The organism is Chloroflexota bacterium (assembly GCA_018648225.1).
GTDB lineage: Bacteria > Chloroflexota > Anaerolineae > Anaerolineales > UBA11858 > NIOZ-UU35.
Window position 1 is genome coordinate 21,064 of the sequence record JABGRQ010000099.1, and the last position, 21,749, is coordinate 42,812.

Here is a 21,749-nt window from a genome sequence, read left to right on the forward strand (position 1 = left end):
ATGAATATTGCATCTCTTGCTCCTTTTGCCGTAGCAATGGCTATACTAACATCCGTTCTGCTTCTGGTGAGCCGCGATTGGCGTGTAAGCATCAGCGCGTTAGGCGCGCAATACGTGGCGGTTTTCATTTTGATTATGATCTCCTGGCCGTTTGAATACGCGGTGATTAAACTCATCGCCGGGTGGATCGCTGCCGCCGTGTTGGGGGCGGGGCTTGCCGAACAAGTGGACGCCTGGGAAGATGAGCTGGGGCCGTATCTCAGCGGAATTTTATTTCGCATATTCTTGGCTGGGCTGGTATTATTTTTCGCTTTTTCGGCAGCTCCTGGAGTGTCGCGCTGGGCGTTGCGGGCGGCTAATTTTCAAATTCGCGCTGGTTTGATTCTAATGGGGATGGGATTACTGCACCTGGGGCTGACAGCCCAGCCGATTCGCAGCATATTAGGATTATTGACCGTACTGGCTGGCTTTGAAATCATCTACGCCACAATCGAAACTTCGCTGCTGGTGAATGCGATCCTGGCAGCAATTACGCTAAGCTTGGCATTTACGGGCGCGTATTTGCGGGTAGCCCCTCTTATGGAGAGAGAAGAATGAGCGCGCCGCTAATCTGGATTGTTTTTCCCATAGTTATTGCCGGCATAATGATTGCATTGTCGCGCCAGCGCAGATTGGTTTTCTTTAGCAGTATTTTCATGGCTGCTTTTTTGGCGCTTTTAGCCTGGCAGTTGAAAGTGGATGAAGTTATCATAGTCGGTTCGGGGGCATTCAAAATTCAACCAGACCTATCGGTGGCAGGGCGCCAGTTCGTGATTTTCAACACCGACCGGCCCAGGATCATGTTCTTTTACAGTATGTTGGTTTTCTGGTTTGTTGGCACAGCAGCAATTCGGGTGCCACGTTTATTTATCCCCTTAGGATTGTTGTCAACAACTGTCTTTATGGCTGCCTTGGCGGTAGAACCGCCACTCTTTGCTGCATTATTGAATGAAATTGCCGTTTTGATCACCGTGTTTATGCTCATAACCGTTGGAGAGCGCATCAATCGCGGCCTGGTTCGTTTTCTGATTTACCAGACCATCGGTATGTTATTGATTTTGATGGCTGGTTGGTTCCTTGAAGGGGTGCAGGTTGATTCTGGCAATATTGTGGATATTTTGCGTGCCGCGGTATTGTTGGGATTGGGGTTTGCGTTGCAGTTGGGACTTTTTCCGTTTCATAGTTGGATTCCAATGCTCTTTGAAAAAGCGCATCCCTATATAACAACGTTTGTTCTATCCCTATTATTGAGCGTCGAAACAATATATATTGCTGGTATGCTGTCGCGTAATCCCTGGTTGCAGGAAATGCTTGATATACGCGCCGTGCTCCACTTTGTTGGCATTACGATGCTCGTTATTGGTGGCTTATGGACAGCTTTCCAGAAGAATTTATCACGTATATTGGGTTTTACATTTCTTGTTGCGATCGGCCAGATCGTTTTGATGCTCAGCATTGATGATGGGATTCAATTCTTTTATGCCTTCTCAGCGCCTCGTATCCTTGCTCTGGGGATTTGGGCTGTTTCCCTCTCTCTATTACGAAATCATGTGTCGGATATGCGCTTTTCATCCGTTCAAGGGATAGCACGCCGTTTCCCTATGATCGCTGGCGCTGTCGTGGTTGCTCAGTTCTCTCTTGCGGGTATGCCATTATTAGCTGGATTCCCCATAGCCCTTATTCTGTGGGAACAATACGCTACATCCGAATACTGGCCTGTTTTATTGAGCATTTTGGGCAGTGCCAGCTTGATGATCAGCGGATTCCGTACATTGGCGGTCTTTGTGATGGGTTTGGATGAATTGAAGCATGAAGATAATTTTAATCAATTGTTTGTGCCACGCGCGATCTTATTGATAGGGGTGTCCTTCCTGTTTCTAATGGGATTGTTTCCGCAATGGTTTATACCGGCTCTTTTGTCAATCTCAACAATGACTGCCCCTTTAGTACCATAGGGCAGGTATTCGAGCACACTCTTTTTTGCGGATTTTTTTTACTGCGAGGTATCCGCCTGAGCTGTAATGTTCATGCTATAATTCTCCCGCGAATATAATTATAAAGAAATGATGACTGTTCAGCTTCGAACAGTAAGAGGCCGAAAAAGGGGTGTGCGTGGGGGGCGTACGCCCCCCACGCACACCCCTTTTTCGGAATTCTCTAAGGCTTTTGAACACGCCTAACGTCAAAGATGTGTTTTATATTGTTACAAGAATTCTGCAAAACCGGAGAAATCCACCTATGGACATATCACAACTTGAAAAGCGCATCGACTGGTTAGATGATGAGCGTCGCAAAGACAAGAATACGATTGCGCAACTCAAAGATCGCGTCGTTACGCTGGAAGGCAAATTAAGAGCCGCAGAGCATGAAAATAAAACCCTGTTGAGTGAAATGACTCATATCAAAACGGCAATGGGGCGTCTGGATCGTATGGATGATGCACTGACCAGCAATCGGGCTGATTTTACCCAGCTTGTTGCTCAACAAAAACAACAAGCTGAACAACGGGAAACCGAACTTAAGAAATTATTACGAGCAGATATTCAAGGGCTTGAGGCCAATTTGGCAGATGCGCAGAAAACTTTAAAAGGGCTACCTGCCATGCGTGAAAGTATTGATGCTCGCGAGGCCGAAGAAAAACGTCTGGCTGAAATTATGACTAATTTATCTCAGGCGTTTGACGAAATTCATATGCAAGCCGAGGATCAAACCCGTTCTTATCGCGTCATCGAAGATGGCCGCCGCCAAGACACCCAACGCCTCACCGATCTTCAGGGTGAAGTTACTGCGTTACGCAAACGCTCTGATGAGTATCGCGGTCGATTTGATGTTTTCGACGCCGAATTTCGCCGCATTGAATCGCGTTTGAAAGAAGTCGCCGCGCTCGAACGCGAAATTACAGAAACCCAGGCTGCTTTTATCGAAAAACACACCTCTACTGAAGCGGAGCGCGAAAAAAGCTGGAAAAGCTGGGCCTCCCGCTTCGAAATTATCGAATCACAGTCGGGCGAGATTGAAAATTATTTGCGCGATATCGAGCAAGCCCATCTTGAAATGCGGCGTGCGCAAGAAAATATTGACGAACTTTCCAAGAAAGTTGAGCGCCGTATCAACGAACTCACCGAAATGCAGCGCTTGTCCGAAGAACGTTTCCGCCAGGAGTGGAATACTTTTAAAGCGGACGATCAAAAACGTTGGACGAATTACCTGCTTTCGCACGATGAGCAGCAGAGCGACATTACTCGTCGAATTGATCGACTGACCGAACGCGCCACATTAATTGAAGATGGCCTGCAAGAAATGCAAGACTTTTTGCAAGAGGTGAACGAATTCTCTGCCAAACGGCTCCACGGCCTTTTAGAAGTGGTGCGCGATTGGGCCGTAGACTACGAACGCCTTCAGGGGACTTTGTAGGTCAGATATGCGCGTAATTGGAACCGCAGGCCACGTTGATCACGGAAAATCGGCCTTAATTGAGGCGCTCACCGGGACGCACCCTGACCGTTTGCATGAAGAGCAAGCACGCGGGTTAACGATTGTCTTGGGCTTTGCCTGGCTCACGCTTCCCAATGGCGACGACGTGGGCATCGTAGATGTGCCCGGCCACCGCGATTTTATTGAAAATATGCTTTCGGGTGTGGGGGCTATTGACGCGGCCCTCTTTGTGGTGGCGGCGGATGAGGGCGTTATGCCGCAAACCCGCGAACACCTGGCGATTTTAGATTTATTGCAAATTCAGGGGGGCGTGATTGTGCTGAGCAAAGTGGATTTGATTGATGACCCCGATTGGCTGGATTTGGTCGAAGCCGAAGTGCGCGAGACGCTTGCTGGCACGGTGCTGGATTCAGCGCCTCTGGTGCGTGTCTCGGCTCATCGTGGGGATGGCCTCCCGGAGCTATTAGCTGCCCTCGAAGGTGTGCTGGCTGAAAGGCCGCCGCGGCCCGATTTGGGACGTCCCCGCCTCTCAGCAGACCGCGTTTTCACCGTGGCCGGATTTGGCACCGTGGTTACCGGCACACTCACCGATGGTCAGATTAACGTTGGGGATGAAGTTGAAATCTTGCCCCAGGGCACGCGCGGCCGCGTCCGGGGGTTGCAAACCCATAAAAAGAAGAATCAACTCGCGGTTCCAGGCAGCCGTACCGCCATCAACATTTCGGGCGTAGATGTCGATCAAATCCAGCGCGGCAATGTGATTGCCCACCCTTCGGATTACAAACCGACCCGACGCCTGGATGTTAGCATCCGCCTGCTCGACGAAATCAGCCAACCGGTGCGCCACAACACCGAAGTTAAACTTTTTATTGGCGCGGCTGAGGTGATCGCGCGTCTGCGCTTGCTGGGCAGTGATGTGCTCAACCCCGGCGAAGAAGGTTGGTTGCAATTAGAACTGACCGAATCGGTAGCTGCCATGCGCGGCGACCGTTATATTTTGCGCCGCCCTTCCCCCGGCGAGACACTCGGCGGGGGGGCGGTGATTGACCCGCACCCCAAAGGCCGTCACAAACGCTTCGACCAGAAAATTCTCGACCGTATTGAGGCTTTGGCTGGCGGAACCCCGGCGGATGTACTCTTGCAGGCGCTTTTACCATTGGGGGCTGCGCCTTTCAAAGATGTGCTGGCGCGCGCCAGCCTGGAGCAGTTGGCTGTGGCGGATGCCTGGAAGGAATTGCTGGCCGATGGGCAGGCGCTCTCGCTGGGCGGCGATCCGCTGCAAAATAACAGCACACTCGTCACCAGCCAATCGTATTGGGGGCAGATCGGCCAACGCGCGCTGCGCGAAGTTGAGGTTTATCACCAGAATTTCCCCCTGCGTCATGGCGTGCCGCGCGAAGAACTCAAAAGCCGTTTGAAAGTTGCTGCGCGCATTTTTGATGCCCTGCTGAATGACCTGACCAGCACCGGGCAGCTCATCGAACAAGCCTTGCGCGCCAATTTGCCCGGCAGTAGTGTGCAGCCCGTCGTTAAGCGCCCGGCGCATCGCGTTGAATTCTCTTCGCTGCAGCAAAAAAATGTGGATGCTTTGTTGCGCAAGTTTAAAGCCCAACCCCATACCCCGCCGTCCGTCAAGGAGTGCGTTGAAGCGGTTGGAGAAGAAATTTACACCGCCATGATCGACCTGGGGAAGTTAATTCCGCTGAACGCGGAAGTCGTTTTTCGCTTAGAAGATTATCAAAAAATGGTTGCCGAAGTGCGCTCGATTTTGGCGCGCCAGGGCGAAATCAGCGTAGCGCAGGTGCGCGATCATTTCAACACCACCCGCCGCTATGTACTGGCCTTTTTGGAGCACCTTGACACCATCGGCGTGACCGTCCGTGTGGGGGATGTGCGCAAGCTAAAAACATGAATTCCGAAACCTGGAACGCCATCATCGCATCGTTCCCCCGGCCTCATATTCTGCAAACCTGGCAGTGGGGTGAAATCAAATCGTGCTTTGGCTGGACGCCTTCGTATCGCGTTTGGGGCGACGAACATAACCCGGATGCCGCTGCCCTGATCTTGCAGCGAGAAATTCCCATTGCCGGATTTGCGGCTCGTTTGCGAGTGTTGTATGCGCCTAAAGGGCCGTTGCTACGCGATTGGGGGAATGGCAGTTTACGCAAACAAGTTTTGAATGATCTACAAGAATTGGCGCGTCAACGCGGGGCGATTTTCCTAAAAATAGACCCGGATGTCGAACTTGGCTCGGGGGTGCCCGGCGAACCCGACGCTGAATCGAACCCCCTGGGCGGTGCGTTGCAAAGTGATCTTCAGGCCCGCGGCTGGCGCTACTCTGCCGAGCAGATTCAATTCCGTAACACTGTCCTCATCGATTTGACCGCATCCGAAGATGAGATATTGGCGCGCATGAAGCAGAAAGCGCGTTATAACATCCGCTACGCGGCTCGTAAGGGCGTCAACGTGCGCATCGGCACAGCAGACGATTTTGAATTGCTCTACCACATGTACGCCGAAACCTCGGCGCGCAATGGCTTTGTCATCCGCAGTAAAGATTATTATCAGGCTTTGTGGGGAACATTCTTCGATGCAGATATGCTCGATCCGTTGATTGCCGAGGTGGATGATGAACCGATTGGCGCGGTGATGCTCTTTCGTTATGCTGGGCGCTCATGGTATATCCACGGGATGTCGCGCGAACTTCACCGCAAGAAAATGCCCAATTATCTCTTGCAGTGGGAAGCCATGCGCCGTGCAAAGGAAATGGGCTGCTGTGAATATGATCTGTGGGGCGCGCCGGAAACCTTCGACGAATCCGATTCGATGTGGGGGGTCTTTCGTTTCAAGCACGGCCTGGGCGGGGAGGTTTCGCGCACCCTCGGCGCGTGGGATTACCCTGTGAAGCCGTTCTACTATAAACTCTATACCCAAACTCTGCCGGGCATTCTGGATCTCATGCGCCGTCGCGGGATAGCGCGCGTTGAAAATACGATAGAAGAGTGAACTGCCAAGCCGCAAAGAACGCGAAGAAATAGAGTAGAAATGCGAATATAAAAGAACTTCATTCAACCCCCCCATCTTCGTGCCCTTTGTGGATTTACCAGGAGCTTTGTATGAAAAATTTACCTCGATTAAAAATAGCCCATTTGCCGACCCCGGTTGAAGAACTGCCTCGCCTGAGCGCCCACCTCGGTGGGCCGCGGCTGCTGGTCAAGCGCGACGACCAGACCGGCCTGGCCTTAGGCGGTAACAAAACCCGCAAGCTGGAATTTTTACTCGCCGAAGCTCAGGCGCAAGGCGCTGAGATGGTTTTCACTACCGGCGCGCCGCAATCCAATCACTGCCGTCAGACCGCAGCGGCCGCGGCCCGCGTGGGGCTGGCCTGTACGTTGGTACTGGCCGGTGAACGCCCGGATGAGCTTTCGGCCAATTTTCTTTTGGATACCCTTCTGGGGGCGCAAATTATCTGGACACAGAAAGCCTTGCGCGATCAAACCTTGCAGATAGCCTTTGAGCAGGCGCAAAGTGATGGACGTAAACCCTATCTGGTGCCGTATGGCGGCTCCAGTTCGACCGGGGCGGCAGCCTATGCTTTTGCGCTTCAGGAGTTATTGGAACAGGGCATATCTCCCGATTGGATTGTCTTTGCTTCATCCTCGGGCGGGACGCAGGCAGGGCTGGTGGCTGGGGCGCATGTACTCGGTTTTGAAGGCCGCGTTTTGGGCATCAGCGTCGATGAGCCGGAAGCAGCCCTAAAGGCGCAGGTGGCAGCGCTGACCTCGGAGACAGTATCTCGCTTGGGCGTGCCGACCCACTTTGAGCCAAGTCAGATTCTCGTCAATACGAATTATATCGGGGCTGGCTATGGTATGGCTGGACCTCTTGAAGTCGAGGCGATGCAACTATTCGCTAAGAATGAAGGCGTGTTGGTAGACCCGGTATATACCGGGCGCGCCGCTGCCGGGCTGATTGACCTGATCCGCAAGGGCTTTTTCTCGCCGGATGAGAGCGTGCTTTTCTGGCATACTGGCGGAACCCCGGCATTATTTGCCAGCAAATATCGCGATCTGATTCAAAATGCATAAAGTTGGGGCTTGCCGTTATCGGAATGAGTGGTATACTCGCTCGGTCTATCCAGGTGGATAGCACGTTATCAAGTTTAGTGTTTTGAGTTTTTCCAAAAAGTACTCGCCAAATTTGGTCGAGTATTTTTGTTGCCACAGATGGCTCTTGTTTTCGGGATGAGTTGGCTGTCTAAGACAACTGGGACTGGCTTGAAATAGCCGATCAACATCATGAAACAGGAGTTTAAAGTGAATAGTACGTTTAGTGATTTAAACCTGCATCCGCAACTGGAGCAGGCCATAGCCGAGCTTGGCTATGTTTCCCCTACCCCAATTCAATCTGCAATAATCCCATTAATGCTGGCCGGTAAGGATATTATCGGGCAAGCTCAAACCGGGACCGGCAAAACCGCTGCTTTTGCGTTGCCTGTTTTGCATAATTTGGTGCAGGAAAAAAAGCAAGTAAAATGCCTGGTGATGGCGCCCACGCGTGAATTAGCCATGCAAGTTGCCAACGCTTTCTTTGATTATGGCAAACACCGTGGTATGCGCGTGTTGGCTGTTTATGGCGGCCAACCCTATGAGCGGCAAACTCGCCGCATCAAGAAGGGGGTCGATATCGTTGTTGGAACCCCGGGGCGTCTGCTGGATTTGATACGGCGGAAGGTGCTTGATCTCAGCCATGTGGACACCGTTGTGCTCGATGAAGCGGACGAAATGCTCAGTATGGGTTTTATTGAGGATATCGAGTCTATTTTGAATGAAACTCCAGCGAATCGGCAAACCGCGCTTTTCTCGGCGACGCTTCCGGCTGGAATCCGCCGTCTGGCGGGTAAGTATCTGCAAGACCCGCAATCCGTTACGATTGAACGCGAACATCTTACCGTGGCAACCACAGAACAGCGCTATTATCTGGTCAACGAAAAAGATAAACTGGCGGCTCTGACGCGTTTATTAGAAGTTGAGGAAGTTAGTAGCGCGCTTGTTTTTACAAAGACGCGTATTGGCAGCGGTTCATTGGCAAGCAAATTGTCCCAGCGTGGTTTCCCAACGGAAGCCTTGAATGGCGATTTAAGTCAGGACGCACGAATTCAGGTTTTGAATCGTTTTCGAGCCAACCAGACCAAAGTGTTAGCAGCCACCGATGTTGCTGCACGCGGTTTGGATATTGACGATATTTCGCATGTCTTCAACTTTGATATGCCGCACGACTCCGAATCTTATGTTCATCGTGTAGGCCGTACCGGGCGCGCGGGGAAGCCCGGCGTAGCCATCACCCTGACGACACCTTCTGAGCGGGGGCGTTTAGGAAGAATTGAGCGATACACCCGCCAACAGATTACCCCGGCCACGCTGCCTTCAACTGAGGAAATTATCCAACATCGCGAAGACGCGTTGTTGCGTAATGTCGCGGTCTGGCTTAAACGTGACCGTTATCAGCGTGAGCGCGAAATGGTAGAGACCCTGGTCGCGGCTGGTAATGACCCTCTGGAGATAGCGGCCGTAGCTTTAAAGCTGGCGCGCGCGGAAGAACGACAACGCCCAATTGGGACGATTAGCAAAGTGCGGAAAGCGTATTCTGGGAAAAACCCGCGTGAAACGAGACGAAACAGCCGTAGTCACAATTCTAACCCTGGGAAAGATTCTCATGAAGTTGGTATGGTGCGTTTGCGGCTGGATCGCGGCAAAAAACAGGGTGTGCGCCCGCAAGATATTGTGGGTACGATTGCATCTTTTGCAGACATCCCTGGAAGAACGATTGGCAAAATCTTTATTCAAGATCATACTACGTTGGTAGATATCCCCGAGCAGTTTGTGCCTAAGGTGATGAGCAGTGCAGAAAGCATTTTGCTGCATAATCGACCCGTGGCTGTAGAGCGTGCCTGATACTATCTGATACTGGATGCAAAAAATAGCGTGTGCTGGATGTTTTTTCCAGCACACGCTATTTTTTTGGAAAATATATCTTTGGGATGGTTTGAAATTAGAAATAGATGCTGGCTAAAGCATCCACAGGAATTTCGTACTTAACCGGTGCGGGGTCGCGGAAATAGGGGGGGATTTCAATCTCCCCGGCGCGGCGGCCTTCTTCCACAATTGCTTTGATGACTTTGAGATAGCCCTCGGCAGTGCGCTCCCAGGTGTATTTGGAGATCACTCGCTCGATGCCAGCCTGGTGCAGTTTCTCCCAGCTTTCAGGGGATTCTACTGCGCGCAGCAAGCCGCGGGCAATATCCGCCGGGTCGCTGGGGTCTACCAACACGCCGAATTTGCGTCCGCCCTCGATCATGCTTTCGGAGGGGCCGCCACTTTTTGTCACCACGGCGGGCAGGCCGCAACTCATCGCTTCGAGGGGTGCCAACCCAAAGGGTTCGTAGAGCGCTGTCAGGGCGAAGACCGAGCGCCGCCCGGCCAGCACGCGGTAGGCTGCGGCCAACTCTGCCTGGCTGTTGAGCGGGAAAGAGGTCACTTTGCCCCACAGAGCGTGCTTCTTGATGATGGCGACAATTTCATCCATCAGGGCGCGCTCCTCTTTACTCAGGGACGCGTAGCGCCGCAGAGGGTCATCCAGGCCGCGCATGGCGATGGCGAGATTGGCTTTGGCTTGCAGTTCTTCGCTTTCAGCGAAGGCGCGTACCAGCCCGATATGATTCTTTTTAGCATCCAAACGGCTGGAGGCCAGCACAATGGGCAAGGTATGGCGTGCGGGTTCAATATCGCGTTGCAGTACTTCGGCGAGCCGCGCGTTGATGAGTTCATCTGTTTCGTTGCTTTCGGGCGAGAAGACCACGCGGTTAACGCCCGGTGGGGTGACGGCGAAGCGGGTTTCATCAGCGGGGTCAATCGCCCCGTGATAGGCCTTGTGACCGTATTGCTCCATGCGCTCCTGTTGCGTGGATGTAATCACCCGGCTGGCATAGTTCATACTGATGCGCTCGGCGAAGATGCGCCGGGCGAAGTGATAGCGCCGGTCGAGGGTTTCGAGGTTGTCGGGCGCGGCGTGGAGCTTATCCATCTTTTGCGCCCCGAGCGAGTGTCCGGTGAAGGTATAAGGGATGCCAGTTTCTTGAGCGAAGAACGCCCCGGCCAGACCGCCATCGCCGTAGTGCGTGGTGACGGCGTCGGGCAGCGTGCCCTCTTGCTGGTAAAACTCAATCAAATTGGGTACCCACTGCGAGCCAAGTAAGGGCCACAACTCTTCTTTCGGTAGGAAAAACTCGGGGCCGCAGGCGATCCGCACAATGCGTACCCCTTTCACGCCAGGATAGCTGTCCAGCGTTCCGGCGAATTCCGGCCATTGAGTGTCTACGATCTTGCGGGTGATGATATCCACCTGATGACCAAGCGCGGCCATGGCAATGGCGATTTCCTTGACGTAAACAAGCTGCCCGCCAAAATCGGGATGCTCGGTCCAGTAGCTGTCGTTGGGATCAAAATTTCCCTGGGGGTTGAGAAAAGCGATATGCATATTAGGCCTCTATAACCTGATAATTTTTATCTACAATCAAGTTTGCCAGCGGACGCAGCGAGCTTACAACCTGATGTTCTTGCTCTAGCACCTCCATGCGCCACTTATCGACGTTTTCTTTACCGCGCAGCAATTGGGCTTTTTTGGTTTCGTGGTAGGTTAGATCAATGAAAACGCGTAAGTCAGCCTCGGCCTGGACGGCGTACAACCCTTCGATAACCATGTATCGAATTCCCTTGAAACTGGTGGTGAGGAAATCATCCTGATCGGTAAGCAGGTCTACGCAGGGCATCACGACGACGGGGGCATCTTCGCGGAATTTACGCAAATTGTGGTTGATAACATCCCAATCGTATTCGGAATAGCCGATCTGCTCTACGCCGTGGGCTTTGCGCCAGGGGTTGCGTTCCTGCGGTGAAGTTTTATAGTAGTTGTCAATGTGCATGATTTTGGCAGGCGTTCTTTGCTTTTTGAGCAAGTAGGCAACCTCATGCCCAAGTTCGGATTTCCCTGAACCAGATTCGCCACCAATGGCGATGACAATTTTATTGCCGTCCATGTGGTTAATATGTTCCATAATTTGCTGAGCGGCTTGTTTGTGTTTGTCAGTGATGAGCAAGATGTCGTGAAGCATAGTAGTGACCTTTTTTAGTTTCGATTTTCTAAAATCCAGGTGAATAGGTTTTCGACATCGGATACGCCCGAAACCAGTAGATCGGCTTCTTTGACGAGGCCCTCCGGGCTATTCTCGGACATGACACCGACACCAATCGCATAACAGGTTCTTTCCATCCGCAATTGCTGAGCCATTCTCAGCGCGGTGAGATCTGTGGTGTCGTCGCCAATATAGAGGGCGCTATCGAGCGAAAATTCATTCACCAATTCTTCAAATGCGCTGCCCTTATTGGCTTCTACGGGAGGACATAATTCGAAAATCATGCGTCCTTCAAAATATTCCAGATTGTGTTGGGCGGCAATTTTTTGCACAACGGGCAATAACTGGTCGCGAGTTTGTTGCGTATCTTCGGTTTGACGGTAATGGAGTGTGACGGTTGCGCCCTTGTCTTCCACTTGAATACCATCCAATTCGATTTTTTGAAGCTTCTCTGCCGATATTTTCAGCATCGGGCGAAATCGATCGATATTGAAGCTGTGACGCACCTGGCCGTCAATGCAGCGCTCCAGGCCGTGATTGCCAATATAAACGATTCCGGGCAAATCCAGGCGGGCGGTTACACTACGCACGGAGCGGCCTGAGACAACGGATACGAGGGTTAGTTTTTCACGCAATTGCTGTAGCAACTCATAATTTCGGGGCGTCACAACGGCGTCTTCTGGATTGGCAACAATATAGCTGATCGTGCCATCCATATCGGTGATCAGTCCCATGCGATTTTTGGTGACAAGTTTTTTTAAGGTAGTGGTTCGTGCTTCGATCCAGTTTTTACCCATTGTTGGGTGTTTTGCTCCTTAACAAAAACCCATAAAGTGGCAGTGGCGGGCCTTTGTGGTTATATGTGTTCAATTGATGTCCATTGACCGGGGGCCAGAATGATCTCCTCGCTGAAAATCGAGATGGCTTTTTCTTGCTGGCTTTCGAGCCTGACCTTTATTGTATCAGGCCGAATCTCAAACAGATAGCGATCGCCCTTGAAGCCTATGCTGAAGCACAACTCGCGCCAGGCCGCCGGGAGTTTGGGGTTGAGCTTGAGTGTCTCTCCATCGTAGTCCACCCCGGCAAAAGCGCGCAAGGAAAACAACACCGTGCCGGTCATCACCCCGGCGTGGATGCCCTCTTTCGTCGTCCCGCCTTGGATGTCTACATAATCGCTCTTCAGGGCTTCCATATAGAGCTGCCAGCTCAAATCTTCGTCGCCGATGATCTGCGCCAGATAGGCATGTACCAGACGGCTGAGCGTCGAGCCGTGCGAGGTGCGCTGGAGATAGTAGTCGAAATTCGCGCGCAGCAAGTCATCCGGGGGGGGGTAGCCCAACTGGTTCAAAATCGCTTTGACCTGTTTATCGCTGAGTACATAGAAAGTCATCAATGCGTCCGCCTGCTTGGCGACTTTGTAGGCATCCGGCGATTTGCCCTCAGCCTTGAGGATGCGATCCATGCGGTGGATGTTGTCATATTTCTGGCGATAGCTCTCCCAATCGAGTTCTTGCAGTTCGAAATAGCCGTCATATTGTTCGAGGATGCCATCTTTGGAGAGTGGGATGCTCAAATTGTGGGCGATCTCACCCCAGTTTTTCAGTTCAGCCTGTGTGAGGCGCATCTGACCACGGAGTTGTTCGCGTGCCTCGGGGGACATCCTATCGAGCAAGTTGAAGGCGCGCTGTAACGCCCACGCCATCAGGAGATTGGTGTAACTGTTATTCTTCAGGCCGCCTTCCTTCGCCCCGGGGTATTTCTCGTGGAACTCATCTGGCCCCATCACCCCGGCGATGGAATAGCGTTCGCTGGCTTCATCGAACTCGGCTTTCCCGGCCCAGAAGCGGCAAATCTCCAGAAATAGCTCCGCGCCGTACTTCTCCAGGAAATCCTGGTCGTCATTAATCCACAGATATTCCCAGACGTTGAAGGCTACTGCCAGGCTGACATGGCGTTGCAGCGTGCTGTAATCTTCGCCCCACTCGCCGGAGAGTGGATTGAGATGCAGGGTTTGGGTTTCTTCGCCGCCGCTGCTGCCACTCTGCCAGGGGAACATGGCGCCCTCAAAACCGTGTTGACGGGCGTATTCTCGCGCCGCTTCCAGGCGATTGTAGCGATACATCAGAATTGCGCGGGCAGTCTCTGGAAAGTGCAAATTCAGGAAGGGCAGGATATACAACTCGTCCCAGAAGATATGCCCGCGATAGGCTTCGCCGTGCAGCCCGCGGGCTGGAATCCCTGCATCGAGTTGGGCGTTGTGCGGGGAGGAGGTCACAAAGGTATGGTACAGGTGCAGGCGGATTAATTTTTGCGCAATGCGGTCGCCCGTAATTTGGATGTCGGCCTTTTCCCAGATCGTGGCCCAGGCGCTGGCGCTGGCTTCTTGTAATGCGTCAAAGGTTTCATCGGGCTTCAGGGCGGCCTGCGCCGCGCCCAGCGGATCGCTGACTCCGTGCTGGTGGGACGTGTAAATCGCCACGAGCTTATCCACGCTCAGGGAGGCGCCCTCGGGGACGGCTACACCAAAGGATGTCGCAATTTGTCCGGGGGCAGGATCAACTTCAAAGTCGGGTTGAACATCCTGCCCGTTCACGGCAATCCGCAATTGAGCTGCCTCACCAACTTTCACCGCAGATTGACTCGTCTGCACTAAAAGCGAACTGGTATTCCCACGGCCGCGGGTTTCAATCGGTTCCAGATGTTTGGAACTCAGCTCACGATAGCGCGCCACATTACCGTTGATGATGTCGCCGTCGAGCGTCGAGCGCACGGTGATGGTTTCGGCGTAGTTAAGCGGTGTGATGGTGTAGCGCAGGGCGGCGCGGTGGGGATCGTCCATGCTGGCAAAGCGTAATGACTCGATTTCCGTTTCATACCCGTTTTCGTCACGCACGAACAAATTGCGTTGCAAAACGCCCGTGCGGAAGTCCAGCCGCCGCTCGATGCGGGTGATCTCGACGGCATTGGGGTTAAACCACGCGCCCGCACCGATTTTGAAGGTAATCGGAAGCCAGTTAGGGGCGTTGACAAAATCTTCGTTGCCCACCATTCGCCCGCTGACTTCTGATTCCAGTCGATTGTACAATCCGGCGATGTAGGTTCCCGGATAATTAGTGTCGTTGGCGCGGGGTTCTTCGAGAGCGCCGCGCGTGCCGAAATAGCCATTACCGACCGTCAGCAGGGCCTCGCGGGTGCCTTCTTTGAGCGGGTCGTAATCGAAGTAACTGATGCTCCATTGTTCTTCGGGCAGTTGTTCGGTCAGCCATTTTTCGATACGCGGCATATCGATCTCGGCCATATCTTCAACAACAATATCCGCCCCGTTGCGTTGCAGGTCGTGGGCGTTATTTTCGCGGGCAATACCGATCACCAGCCCAAAGCCGCCGTTCTGCCCGGCTTGCACGCCCGAAATAGCATCTTCGACGACTACGGCGCGGTCGTAACTTACGCCCAGGTTGTCGCAGGCTGTGGTAAAGATGTCGGGCTCGGGTTTGCCTTTCAGCCCAATCTCGGCAGAGACTACGCCATCGACGCGCGTCTCAATTATATCCAGCAGTCCAGCGGCAGTTAGCACGCCTTCGGCGTTTTTGCTCGAGGAGGCCACCCCCACGCGGATTCCGGCGGCGCGCAGTTGGCGCATAAAATCAGCAGTGCTTTGATAGACGGTGACTCCGTCGGTAGCGATGACCCGGTTGAAATGTTCATTTTTGCGGTTGCCCAACCCGCAGACGCTTTCGCGCTCGGGCGGGTCATCCGGCTCACCGAAGGGGATAACCACCTCGCGCGATTCCAGGAATGAAGCCACACCCTTGTAGCGCGGTTTGCCGTCCACGTAGGGCAGGTAGTCGGCTTCGTGGGTAAATTCCCGGAAAGGTGCGCCGGTTTTGGCGGCGTGCGCCTGTAAAAATTCATCGAACATTTGCTTCCAGGCGCGGCTGTGAACCGAGGCCGTGTCGGTAATGACCCCATCGAGGTCGAAAATTACTGCGTCGAAATGATACATGATAATGATGAATTCTGAATGCAGAATATTTCATTCTACATTTGAATAATTACTCCTTCGTTTTCTCTCAGGATGAATGATGATAGGTTTTCAGCGCCAACCCGGTCGGGATGGGTGGATAGAGCGACGCGGCCTTTCCCGATGAGTGACAGGCGCTGCGGGACTGGCTCGAAGTTGAGTGCCACGGTGAAGGTTTGGCCTGCCTCCGAGCGCTGATACACGAAACAGCCCTCTGGCATTTCCTCGAGCGGGGTGTAACTCCCTTGGTGCAGGGCTGGATTTTCCCTTCGTATAGCCAGTAACTGGCGATAAAAAGTGAGTGTTGAGGTTGGGTCTTCGAGTTGGGCGGCGACGTTGTGGGTCGGCAAATTGTCGGCCAGGGGCAGCCAGGGTGTCGCGCCGCCCTCGGGGGCGAATCCCGCATTTGGCTCTGCCGACCACTGCATGGGTGTGCGGCAACGGTCGCGCCCCCAACCGGGTACGCGCAACCCAAAGGGGTCAAGTTGCTGCTCGATGGGAATATCCACATCACTCATGCCGATTTCTTCCCCGTAATAGAGCGTGGGTGTGCCGCGCAAGGTCAGTAGCAGCATAGCCGCCACACGGGCTTGCTCTGGGCCATACCGAGTGGCGATGCGGCCTTCGTCATGATTGCCGAGCACGTAATTAGGCCACGCCCAGAGCGGGATGGCGGCTTCGAGGTCATCTACAGCTTGCCGGATAGCGGCAGCCTCCCACGGAGTTTTTAGCAGCGAAAAATTGAATGGCAAGTGAAACTCGAGACCGGACTCCGGCGTGCCGTAGTACGTTGCCCATTCATCCCAATCGAAAATGTGAATCTCGCCCACGGCCATGCGCGGCGAAGTTCGGCTGTACTCGTCGAGCAGGGTGCGGAAACGGCGATAGATGATGTGTGTGTCGGGGTGGCCTTTGTCGTTTTCGTGGTGCAGCGAGTCATAATCCCCGTGGGGACGGTGAAAGGCCAGCCCGGATTTTGCCGGGGGATTGTCGCGTATTTGTGGGTCTTTCATAATGAAATGGGCTACATCCACGCGAAAACCATCCACGCCGCGCTCCAGCCAGAAGCGCACGGTGTTGAGCATGACTTCCTGAACTTCAGGGTTGCGCCAGTTGAAATCGGGCTGTTCTTTGAGGAACGAATGCAGATAATATTGCCCGGTGACTTCATCCCATTCCCAAGCCGAGCCGCCAAAGACAGCCACCCAGTTGTTGGGGAAATCGTCCTCACCCCCGGGCTCCCTCTCCTGCGGGGAGAGGGGCTGGGGGTGAGGGTTTGCATTCACCCAGACGTACCAGTCTCTTTTTGGATTATCGCGTGATGAACGCGATTCGAGGAACCAGGGATGCTGGTCAGATGAGTGGTTGGGCACCCAATCGACAATCACGCGCAGCCCGCGACGGTGTGCTTGCTCGATGAGTTCATCGAAATCGGCCAACGTGCCGAATATGGGGTCAATATTACAATAGTCGGCTACATCGTAGCCGAAATCTTTCATTGGGGATGGGTAAAAAGGCGAGAGCCAGAGCGCATCCACGCCCAGGGTTTGGCTGAGGTAATCGAGCTTTTCGATCACGCCGCGCAAATCGCCGATTCCGCTGCCGGAGGTGTCTTTATAGCTGCGCGGGTAAATCTGGTAGATTACGGCGGTTTGCCACCAGAGATAGTTGAAGGTCGAAGGTTGAAGGTTTGTTGTCATGAGTACTTTGTGAAACCGTTAGAAGGTTGGCAGGTTGGATCGTTTTTAAACATTCGACCAGCAACATTAAACCTGCTAACCGTTAAATGTAAATTGCATTTTGCGCAACAATATTTTTATACCAGTACGCGCTTTGTTTAGGCGTGCGTTCTAATGTATCATAATTCACGCGTACCAGACCAAAGCGCTGGCTGTAGCCGCGTTCCCATTCGAAGTTGTCGAAGAAACTCCACACGAAATAGCCGTGGACGTTAGCGCCTGCTTGAATGGCCTGATGCAATGCCAGTAGATGCGCCTGGATGTAGCGAATGCGATCAACGTCGGCGACGAAGCCCTTTTCATCGGGTTGGTCGGGCATGGCGCAGCCATTTTCGGTGAGATAGAGTTCGGGGTTGCCGTAATTCTCTTTAATGTTGAGCACTTCGGCTTTCAGCCCGGCGGGGTTGATGCCCCAGCCCATTTCGGTGTAGCCCCAACTGGGGGCGGCGTAGGGCGTCAGGCGGGCTTTGAGCCAGCCGCCGAAGACATCGTAGGTGACGGTGTCGGAGTTATAGTGATTCAGCCCCAGATAGTCCGCGGAGCCGCGCATCAACTCCAGGTCACCAGGTTCAACCTGCGGGCGGTGTGCCCCCAGCCACTTGAAGAACGGCTCCGGGTAGCTGCCTTTGTAAACCGGGTCGAGGAAGATGCTGTGGGTTTCATCGTAAACGCGCTGCGTGGCGGCCAGATCGGCTTCGCTCTGTGTCGCGGGAATGAGATGATTGAGGTTGAGGATCAACCCGATTTTGCCGCCGTAGTTGCCTTGGCGATAGACTTGCACAGCTTTGGCATGCGCCAGCATGAGATGGTGGGCGGTCTGATAGGCCTGCGTGGCGTCGCAGATGCCCGGGGCATGGAATCCGGCCCCGTAGCCCAGGAAGGCGGCTACCCAGGGTTCGTTGTGCGTGGCCCATATTTTGACGCGATCGGCGAGCGAGTCGAAGACGACGCGAGCGTAGTCGGCATACCAGTCGGCGCTGTCTCGATTAGGCCAACCCCCGAGGTCTTGCAACACCTGGGGGAAGTCCCAGTGATAGAGAGTCGCTTTGGGGGTAATCCCGGCCTCGAGCAGAGTATCTACCAGACGGTTGTAGAAGTCCAGCCCCTTGGGGTTCACGGCTCCACGCCCCTCGGGCAGGATGCGCGTCCACGAGATGGTAAAGCTGTACCACGGGATTCCCATTTCTTTCATCAAGGCCACATCTTGCGGCATACGGTGATAGTGATCGCAGGCCACGTTGCCGGTATCGCCGTTGAGAATACGGTCGGGCTGGCGTACGAGGGTATCCCAAATGCTGCGGCCTTTGCCGTCTTCGTTCCAGGCGCCTTCGATCTGGTAAGCAGATGCAGATGTGCCCCAGAGAAAGTTTTCGGGGAAACGATAACCGGTTTTCATGTTTAGAAATTTCCTTTTGAGTAGCGAAGTAATAATTCGAGCCCGATGCCCGTAACCGAGCCGATGATCGCGCCGACAAACGGGCTGCCGACCAGGCCACTGAAACCAATTGCCCAGCTCAGGGCGCTGATGGCAAGCCACCAGCCGCTGAGGGGTACCCATTTGCGCAGGACGATCCATTGGGCCAAGCCGATCCACGCCCCGAAGATGGCTCCAGTGACGGTCTCGAGGGTGGGCGGTGTGATAATGAGCAGATTCAACCCCCCGATGAACCAACCGGCCATGCTGGCGACGATCCACCAGCCCGCGTTGGAAACCAGGGGCCGTAGAATGAGCCATTGGGCGATCCCTATGGTTGCCCCAATACTGAATTCTGGAATCAGGGCATTGCCGAGCAGCCAACCGAGGGTGCTAGCGAGTACCCATTGTATCCAGAATTTCCAGTTGAAGAGACGTTCGTGAGATGGCATATTGATGAAATTTAGCATAAAGCCACGAAGACATAAAAAACAGCGTGTTCACTGTTGTTTTTCTTCGTGGCTTTGTGCCTTTGTGGTGAAAGTATTTTTTGTCGGCAGTTGTTCGTCTGAATGCTTAGCCTTTGACGGATCCAGCCAGCAGACCGCGCACGAAGAAGCGTTGCAATGAGAAGAAGACGATCAACGGCAATAGCATGGATATAAATGCGCCCGCTGTGAGCAGATGCCAGTCGGAGCCGCGCGAGCCAACCATTTCGGCAATACGCATGGTGAGCACCTGTACATCGGGTTTTGCGCCGATGAAGACCAGCGCGATCAGGTAATCGTTCCAGACCCACAGGAACTGGAAGATGGCAAAGGATGCCAGCGCCGGGATGGAGAGCGGCAAGATCAGGCGGACGAAGATGGTGAAGTGAGATGCGCCATCAATAAAGGCTGATTCCAGAATGTCGCGCGGCAGCCCTTTGATGTAGTTGAACAACAGGTAGGTTGCCAGTGGCAGGCCAAAGCCGGTATGTGCCAGCCAGACGGCGAGGAAGGTGCCATTTAGGTCCAAGCGCACATAGTCTTTCAGGATAGGGACAAGTGCAATTTGCAACGGAACCACCATGAGGGCGACGACCATCGTGAAGAGGGGTTTGCGCCCGGGGAAACTCATCCAGGCGAAGCCATAGGCAGCAAACGCGGCGATGAGGATGGGGATGACTGTAGCAGGTATGGCGATGGTCAGGCTGTTTAAAAACGAACCGGTGAAGTTATCGCCCTGAACGGTTTTTATGCTGCCATCCGAGCTCTGGATTTCGTAGGCTTTTCCGGCGAGCACCTGGCCATAGTTCTCCATAGTGAAATCGGTGCGCATCACCCATTTGCGTTCCTGAATCTGGATGGTGGCGAGGCGTTTATTGCCAACCCAAGTTACTTTGGTGCCATCCGCGGCCTTAACGCCTTCGCGGAATTCTTCGAAAGTGCCACTCACCCCGGAAATTTCCATGATTCCATCCGGGTCGAGATTGTCGTCAGGTTGCATCTCTTCAACGGTAACCCATTCTCGGTGCGGCAGAATCCACCACCAGCCCGAGGTTTGAATGTCGAAGCGGGTTCGGAACGATGAGACCAACAGCCCCAGGGTAGGAATTGTCCAGACGAGAACAATCAACAGTAGTACACCATTGACGATAATATCGCTGACAAGTCGCTTGCGTGTGATGCTCTGAGTTTTGCTGCTCATTAGAATGCCTCCTCTTCCGCAAATTGTCGTAAGTTGTAGATCATTACCGGGATGACGGTAATCAGCAACACGATGGCGATGGCGGCAGCCAGGCCTTTGTTATTGCTGGTAAAGGCCTGGCGATAAAACTGCGTGGCGATCACATGCGTTGAGAATTGTCCACCGGTCATCACCATGACAATGTCGAAGATTTTCAGCGTGAAGATTACGACGGTTGTGCTGACCGTGATGATGGTTCCCATGATATAGGGGATCATAATGCGGAAGAAAATTTGCGGCTCCGTGGCGCCATCCACACGGGCAGCCTCGATCAGTTCGTCGGGAATGCCTTTGATGGCTGCGGAGAAAATCACCATGGCGTAACCGGTTTGCAGCCAGATCATAATGATGATCAGGAAGATATTATTCCAGGGTTGCGTGATTAACGCAGTCCAGGCCTGGGGTTTATTACCAAAGGCAACCCAGATGGCATTGAGCAAGCCAATTTGCGGGTCGGCAATATCTTTAACTTCGTACATGAAGTTCCAGATCACACCGGCTCCGACCATGGAGATTGCCATCGGCAAGAAGATCAATGATTTGGCGATATTTTCAAAGCGGCTGCGATCTGCCAATACGGCAACCAACAAACCAAAGACAATCGCTAGGGAAGCGCCAAAAATAATCCATAAGAGATTATTACGAAAAGCAGTGATCATGGTTCGTTCGGTAAAGACAGAAATGTAGTTGCCGAGGCCAATGAAGTTTGTGGAGAGCTGAGCAAAATATTCTTTTGGCGCTGTGAACAACAAACCAAAAGGAACTTCAGTTGGGCCTGAGCGATCAAAGAGACTGATCCATAAACTTCGGAAGGTCGGCAGGGCTAAATACCATGTGAGAATAGCGATGGCCGGGCCAACAAAAATAAAGGGCTGTAATCTTTTTACCCAAACCGGAGAGAGTTTTTCAATCAGCCAGTTGGAAATAAGATACAGAATACCGGCACCGCCTACCCCCCAGAGAATTGCAACGAGTGAGACGGTGGTTTTCTCGGCGAGGCCACTGGGAACTGTGTCACGTAGCCATCGAAATCCCAAGATGAGAACCGTAAATGTAACGACAGGTACCACCAGTGAAACGAGTATTCGTCCAAAGGCAAGCGTCAGCCACTCGAAAAAACCGCCTGGGCGAATTTTTTCATCAGCTATGGGTTGCATTTTTTTCTCCTTTCCAGTGAGATTA

General features: G+C 53.2%; 16 protein-coding genes. 7 read left to right on the top strand and 9 right to left on the bottom strand.

Going from position 1 to position 21,749, the window contains the following annotated elements:
- The 7 genes from HN413_09135 (at position 1) to HN413_09165 (ending at position 9,428) form a co-directional block, all read left to right on the top strand.
- The gene (locus HN413_09135) at positions 1-597 is read left to right on the top strand and encodes a hypothetical protein (protein ID MBT3390562.1); all 597 of its coding nucleotides are present in this window, start codon (positions 1-3) and stop codon (positions 595-597) included.
- Complete coding sequence (locus HN413_09140) at positions 594-1,994, top strand: hypothetical protein (protein MBT3390563.1); 1,401 nt, start codon at positions 594-596, stop codon at positions 1,992-1,994. The genes HN413_09135 and HN413_09140 overlap by 4 nt, the downstream gene beginning before the upstream one ends.
- Before the next feature lie 283 nt (positions 1,995-2,277).
- Entirely contained in the window at positions 2,278-3,453 is a 1,176-nt protein-coding gene (locus tag HN413_09145; GenBank protein ID MBT3390564.1) for a hypothetical protein, read from the top strand.
- Between the two features lie 7 nt (positions 3,454-3,460).
- Complete coding sequence (gene selB, locus HN413_09150) at positions 3,461-5,386, top strand: selenocysteine-specific translation elongation factor (protein MBT3390565.1); 1,926 nt, start codon at positions 3,461-3,463, stop codon at positions 5,384-5,386.
- A complete protein-coding gene (locus HN413_09155; protein MBT3390566.1) occupies positions 5,383-6,480 on the top strand; it encodes a peptidoglycan bridge formation glycyltransferase FemA/FemB family protein in 1,098 nt (365 codons plus the stop codon). The genes selB and HN413_09155 overlap by 4 nt, the downstream gene beginning before the upstream one ends.
- 110 nt (positions 6,481-6,590) lie before the next feature.
- Positions 6,591-7,562, top strand: coding sequence for a D-cysteine desulfhydrase family protein (locus HN413_09160; GenBank protein ID MBT3390567.1), 972 nt, complete (start codon positions 6,591-6,593; stop codon positions 7,560-7,562).
- Between the two features lie 210 nt (positions 7,563-7,772).
- Complete coding sequence (locus tag HN413_09165) at positions 7,773-9,428, top strand: DEAD/DEAH box helicase (GenBank protein ID MBT3390568.1); 1,656 nt, start codon at positions 7,773-7,775, stop codon at positions 9,426-9,428.
- 97 nt (positions 9,429-9,525) lie between these two features.
- On the opposite strand, the gene HN413_09170 is transcribed toward HN413_09165, so the two are convergent.
- From HN413_09170 to HN413_09210, 9 genes are all read right to left on the bottom strand, one after another.
- A complete protein-coding gene (locus tag HN413_09170) occupies positions 9,526-11,010 on the bottom strand; it encodes a glycosyltransferase (GenBank protein MBT3390569.1) in 1,485 nt (494 codons plus the stop codon).
- Between the two features lies 1 nt (position 11,011).
- A complete protein-coding gene (locus HN413_09175) occupies positions 11,012-11,644 on the bottom strand; it encodes a uridine kinase (protein MBT3390570.1) in 633 nt (210 codons plus the stop codon).
- A 14-nt stretch (positions 11,645-11,658) separates the two neighbouring features.
- On the bottom strand, positions 11,659-12,462 hold the full coding sequence (gene otsB, locus HN413_09180; GenBank protein ID MBT3390571.1) for a trehalose-phosphatase: 804 nt from the start codon (positions 12,460-12,462) through the stop codon (positions 11,659-11,661).
- Positions 12,463-12,521: 59 nt separating this feature from the next.
- Positions 12,522-15,668 (bottom strand): beta-phosphoglucomutase family hydrolase, encoded by a 3,147-nt coding sequence (locus HN413_09185; GenBank protein MBT3390572.1) that lies wholly within the window; start codon positions 15,666-15,668, stop codon positions 12,522-12,524.
- 35 nt (positions 15,669-15,703) lie between these two features.
- A complete protein-coding gene (locus HN413_09190; GenBank protein MBT3390573.1) occupies positions 15,704-17,386 on the bottom strand; it encodes a DUF3459 domain-containing protein in 1,683 nt (560 codons plus the stop codon).
- Between the two features lie 82 nt (positions 17,387-17,468).
- Positions 17,469-18,821 carry a beta-glucosidase gene (locus HN413_09195; GenBank protein ID MBT3390574.1) on the bottom strand — a complete coding sequence of 451 codons (1,353 nt, stop codon included), beginning with the start codon at positions 18,819-18,821 and terminating at the stop codon, positions 17,469-17,471.
- A 2-nt stretch (positions 18,822-18,823) separates the two neighbouring features.
- A complete protein-coding gene (locus tag HN413_09200; GenBank protein MBT3390575.1) occupies positions 18,824-19,309 on the bottom strand; it encodes a hypothetical protein in 486 nt (161 codons plus the stop codon).
- A gap of 106 nt (positions 19,310-19,415) precedes the next feature.
- Complete coding sequence (locus HN413_09205; protein ID MBT3390576.1) at positions 19,416-20,528, bottom strand: carbohydrate ABC transporter permease; 1,113 nt, start codon at positions 20,526-20,528, stop codon at positions 19,416-19,418.
- On the bottom strand, positions 20,528-21,724 hold the full coding sequence (locus HN413_09210) for a sugar ABC transporter permease (GenBank protein ID MBT3390577.1): 1,197 nt from the start codon (positions 21,722-21,724) through the stop codon (positions 20,528-20,530). Before HN413_09210 ends, HN413_09205 begins: the two co-directional genes overlap by 1 nt.
- Positions 21,725-21,749 lie beyond the last annotated feature (25 nt).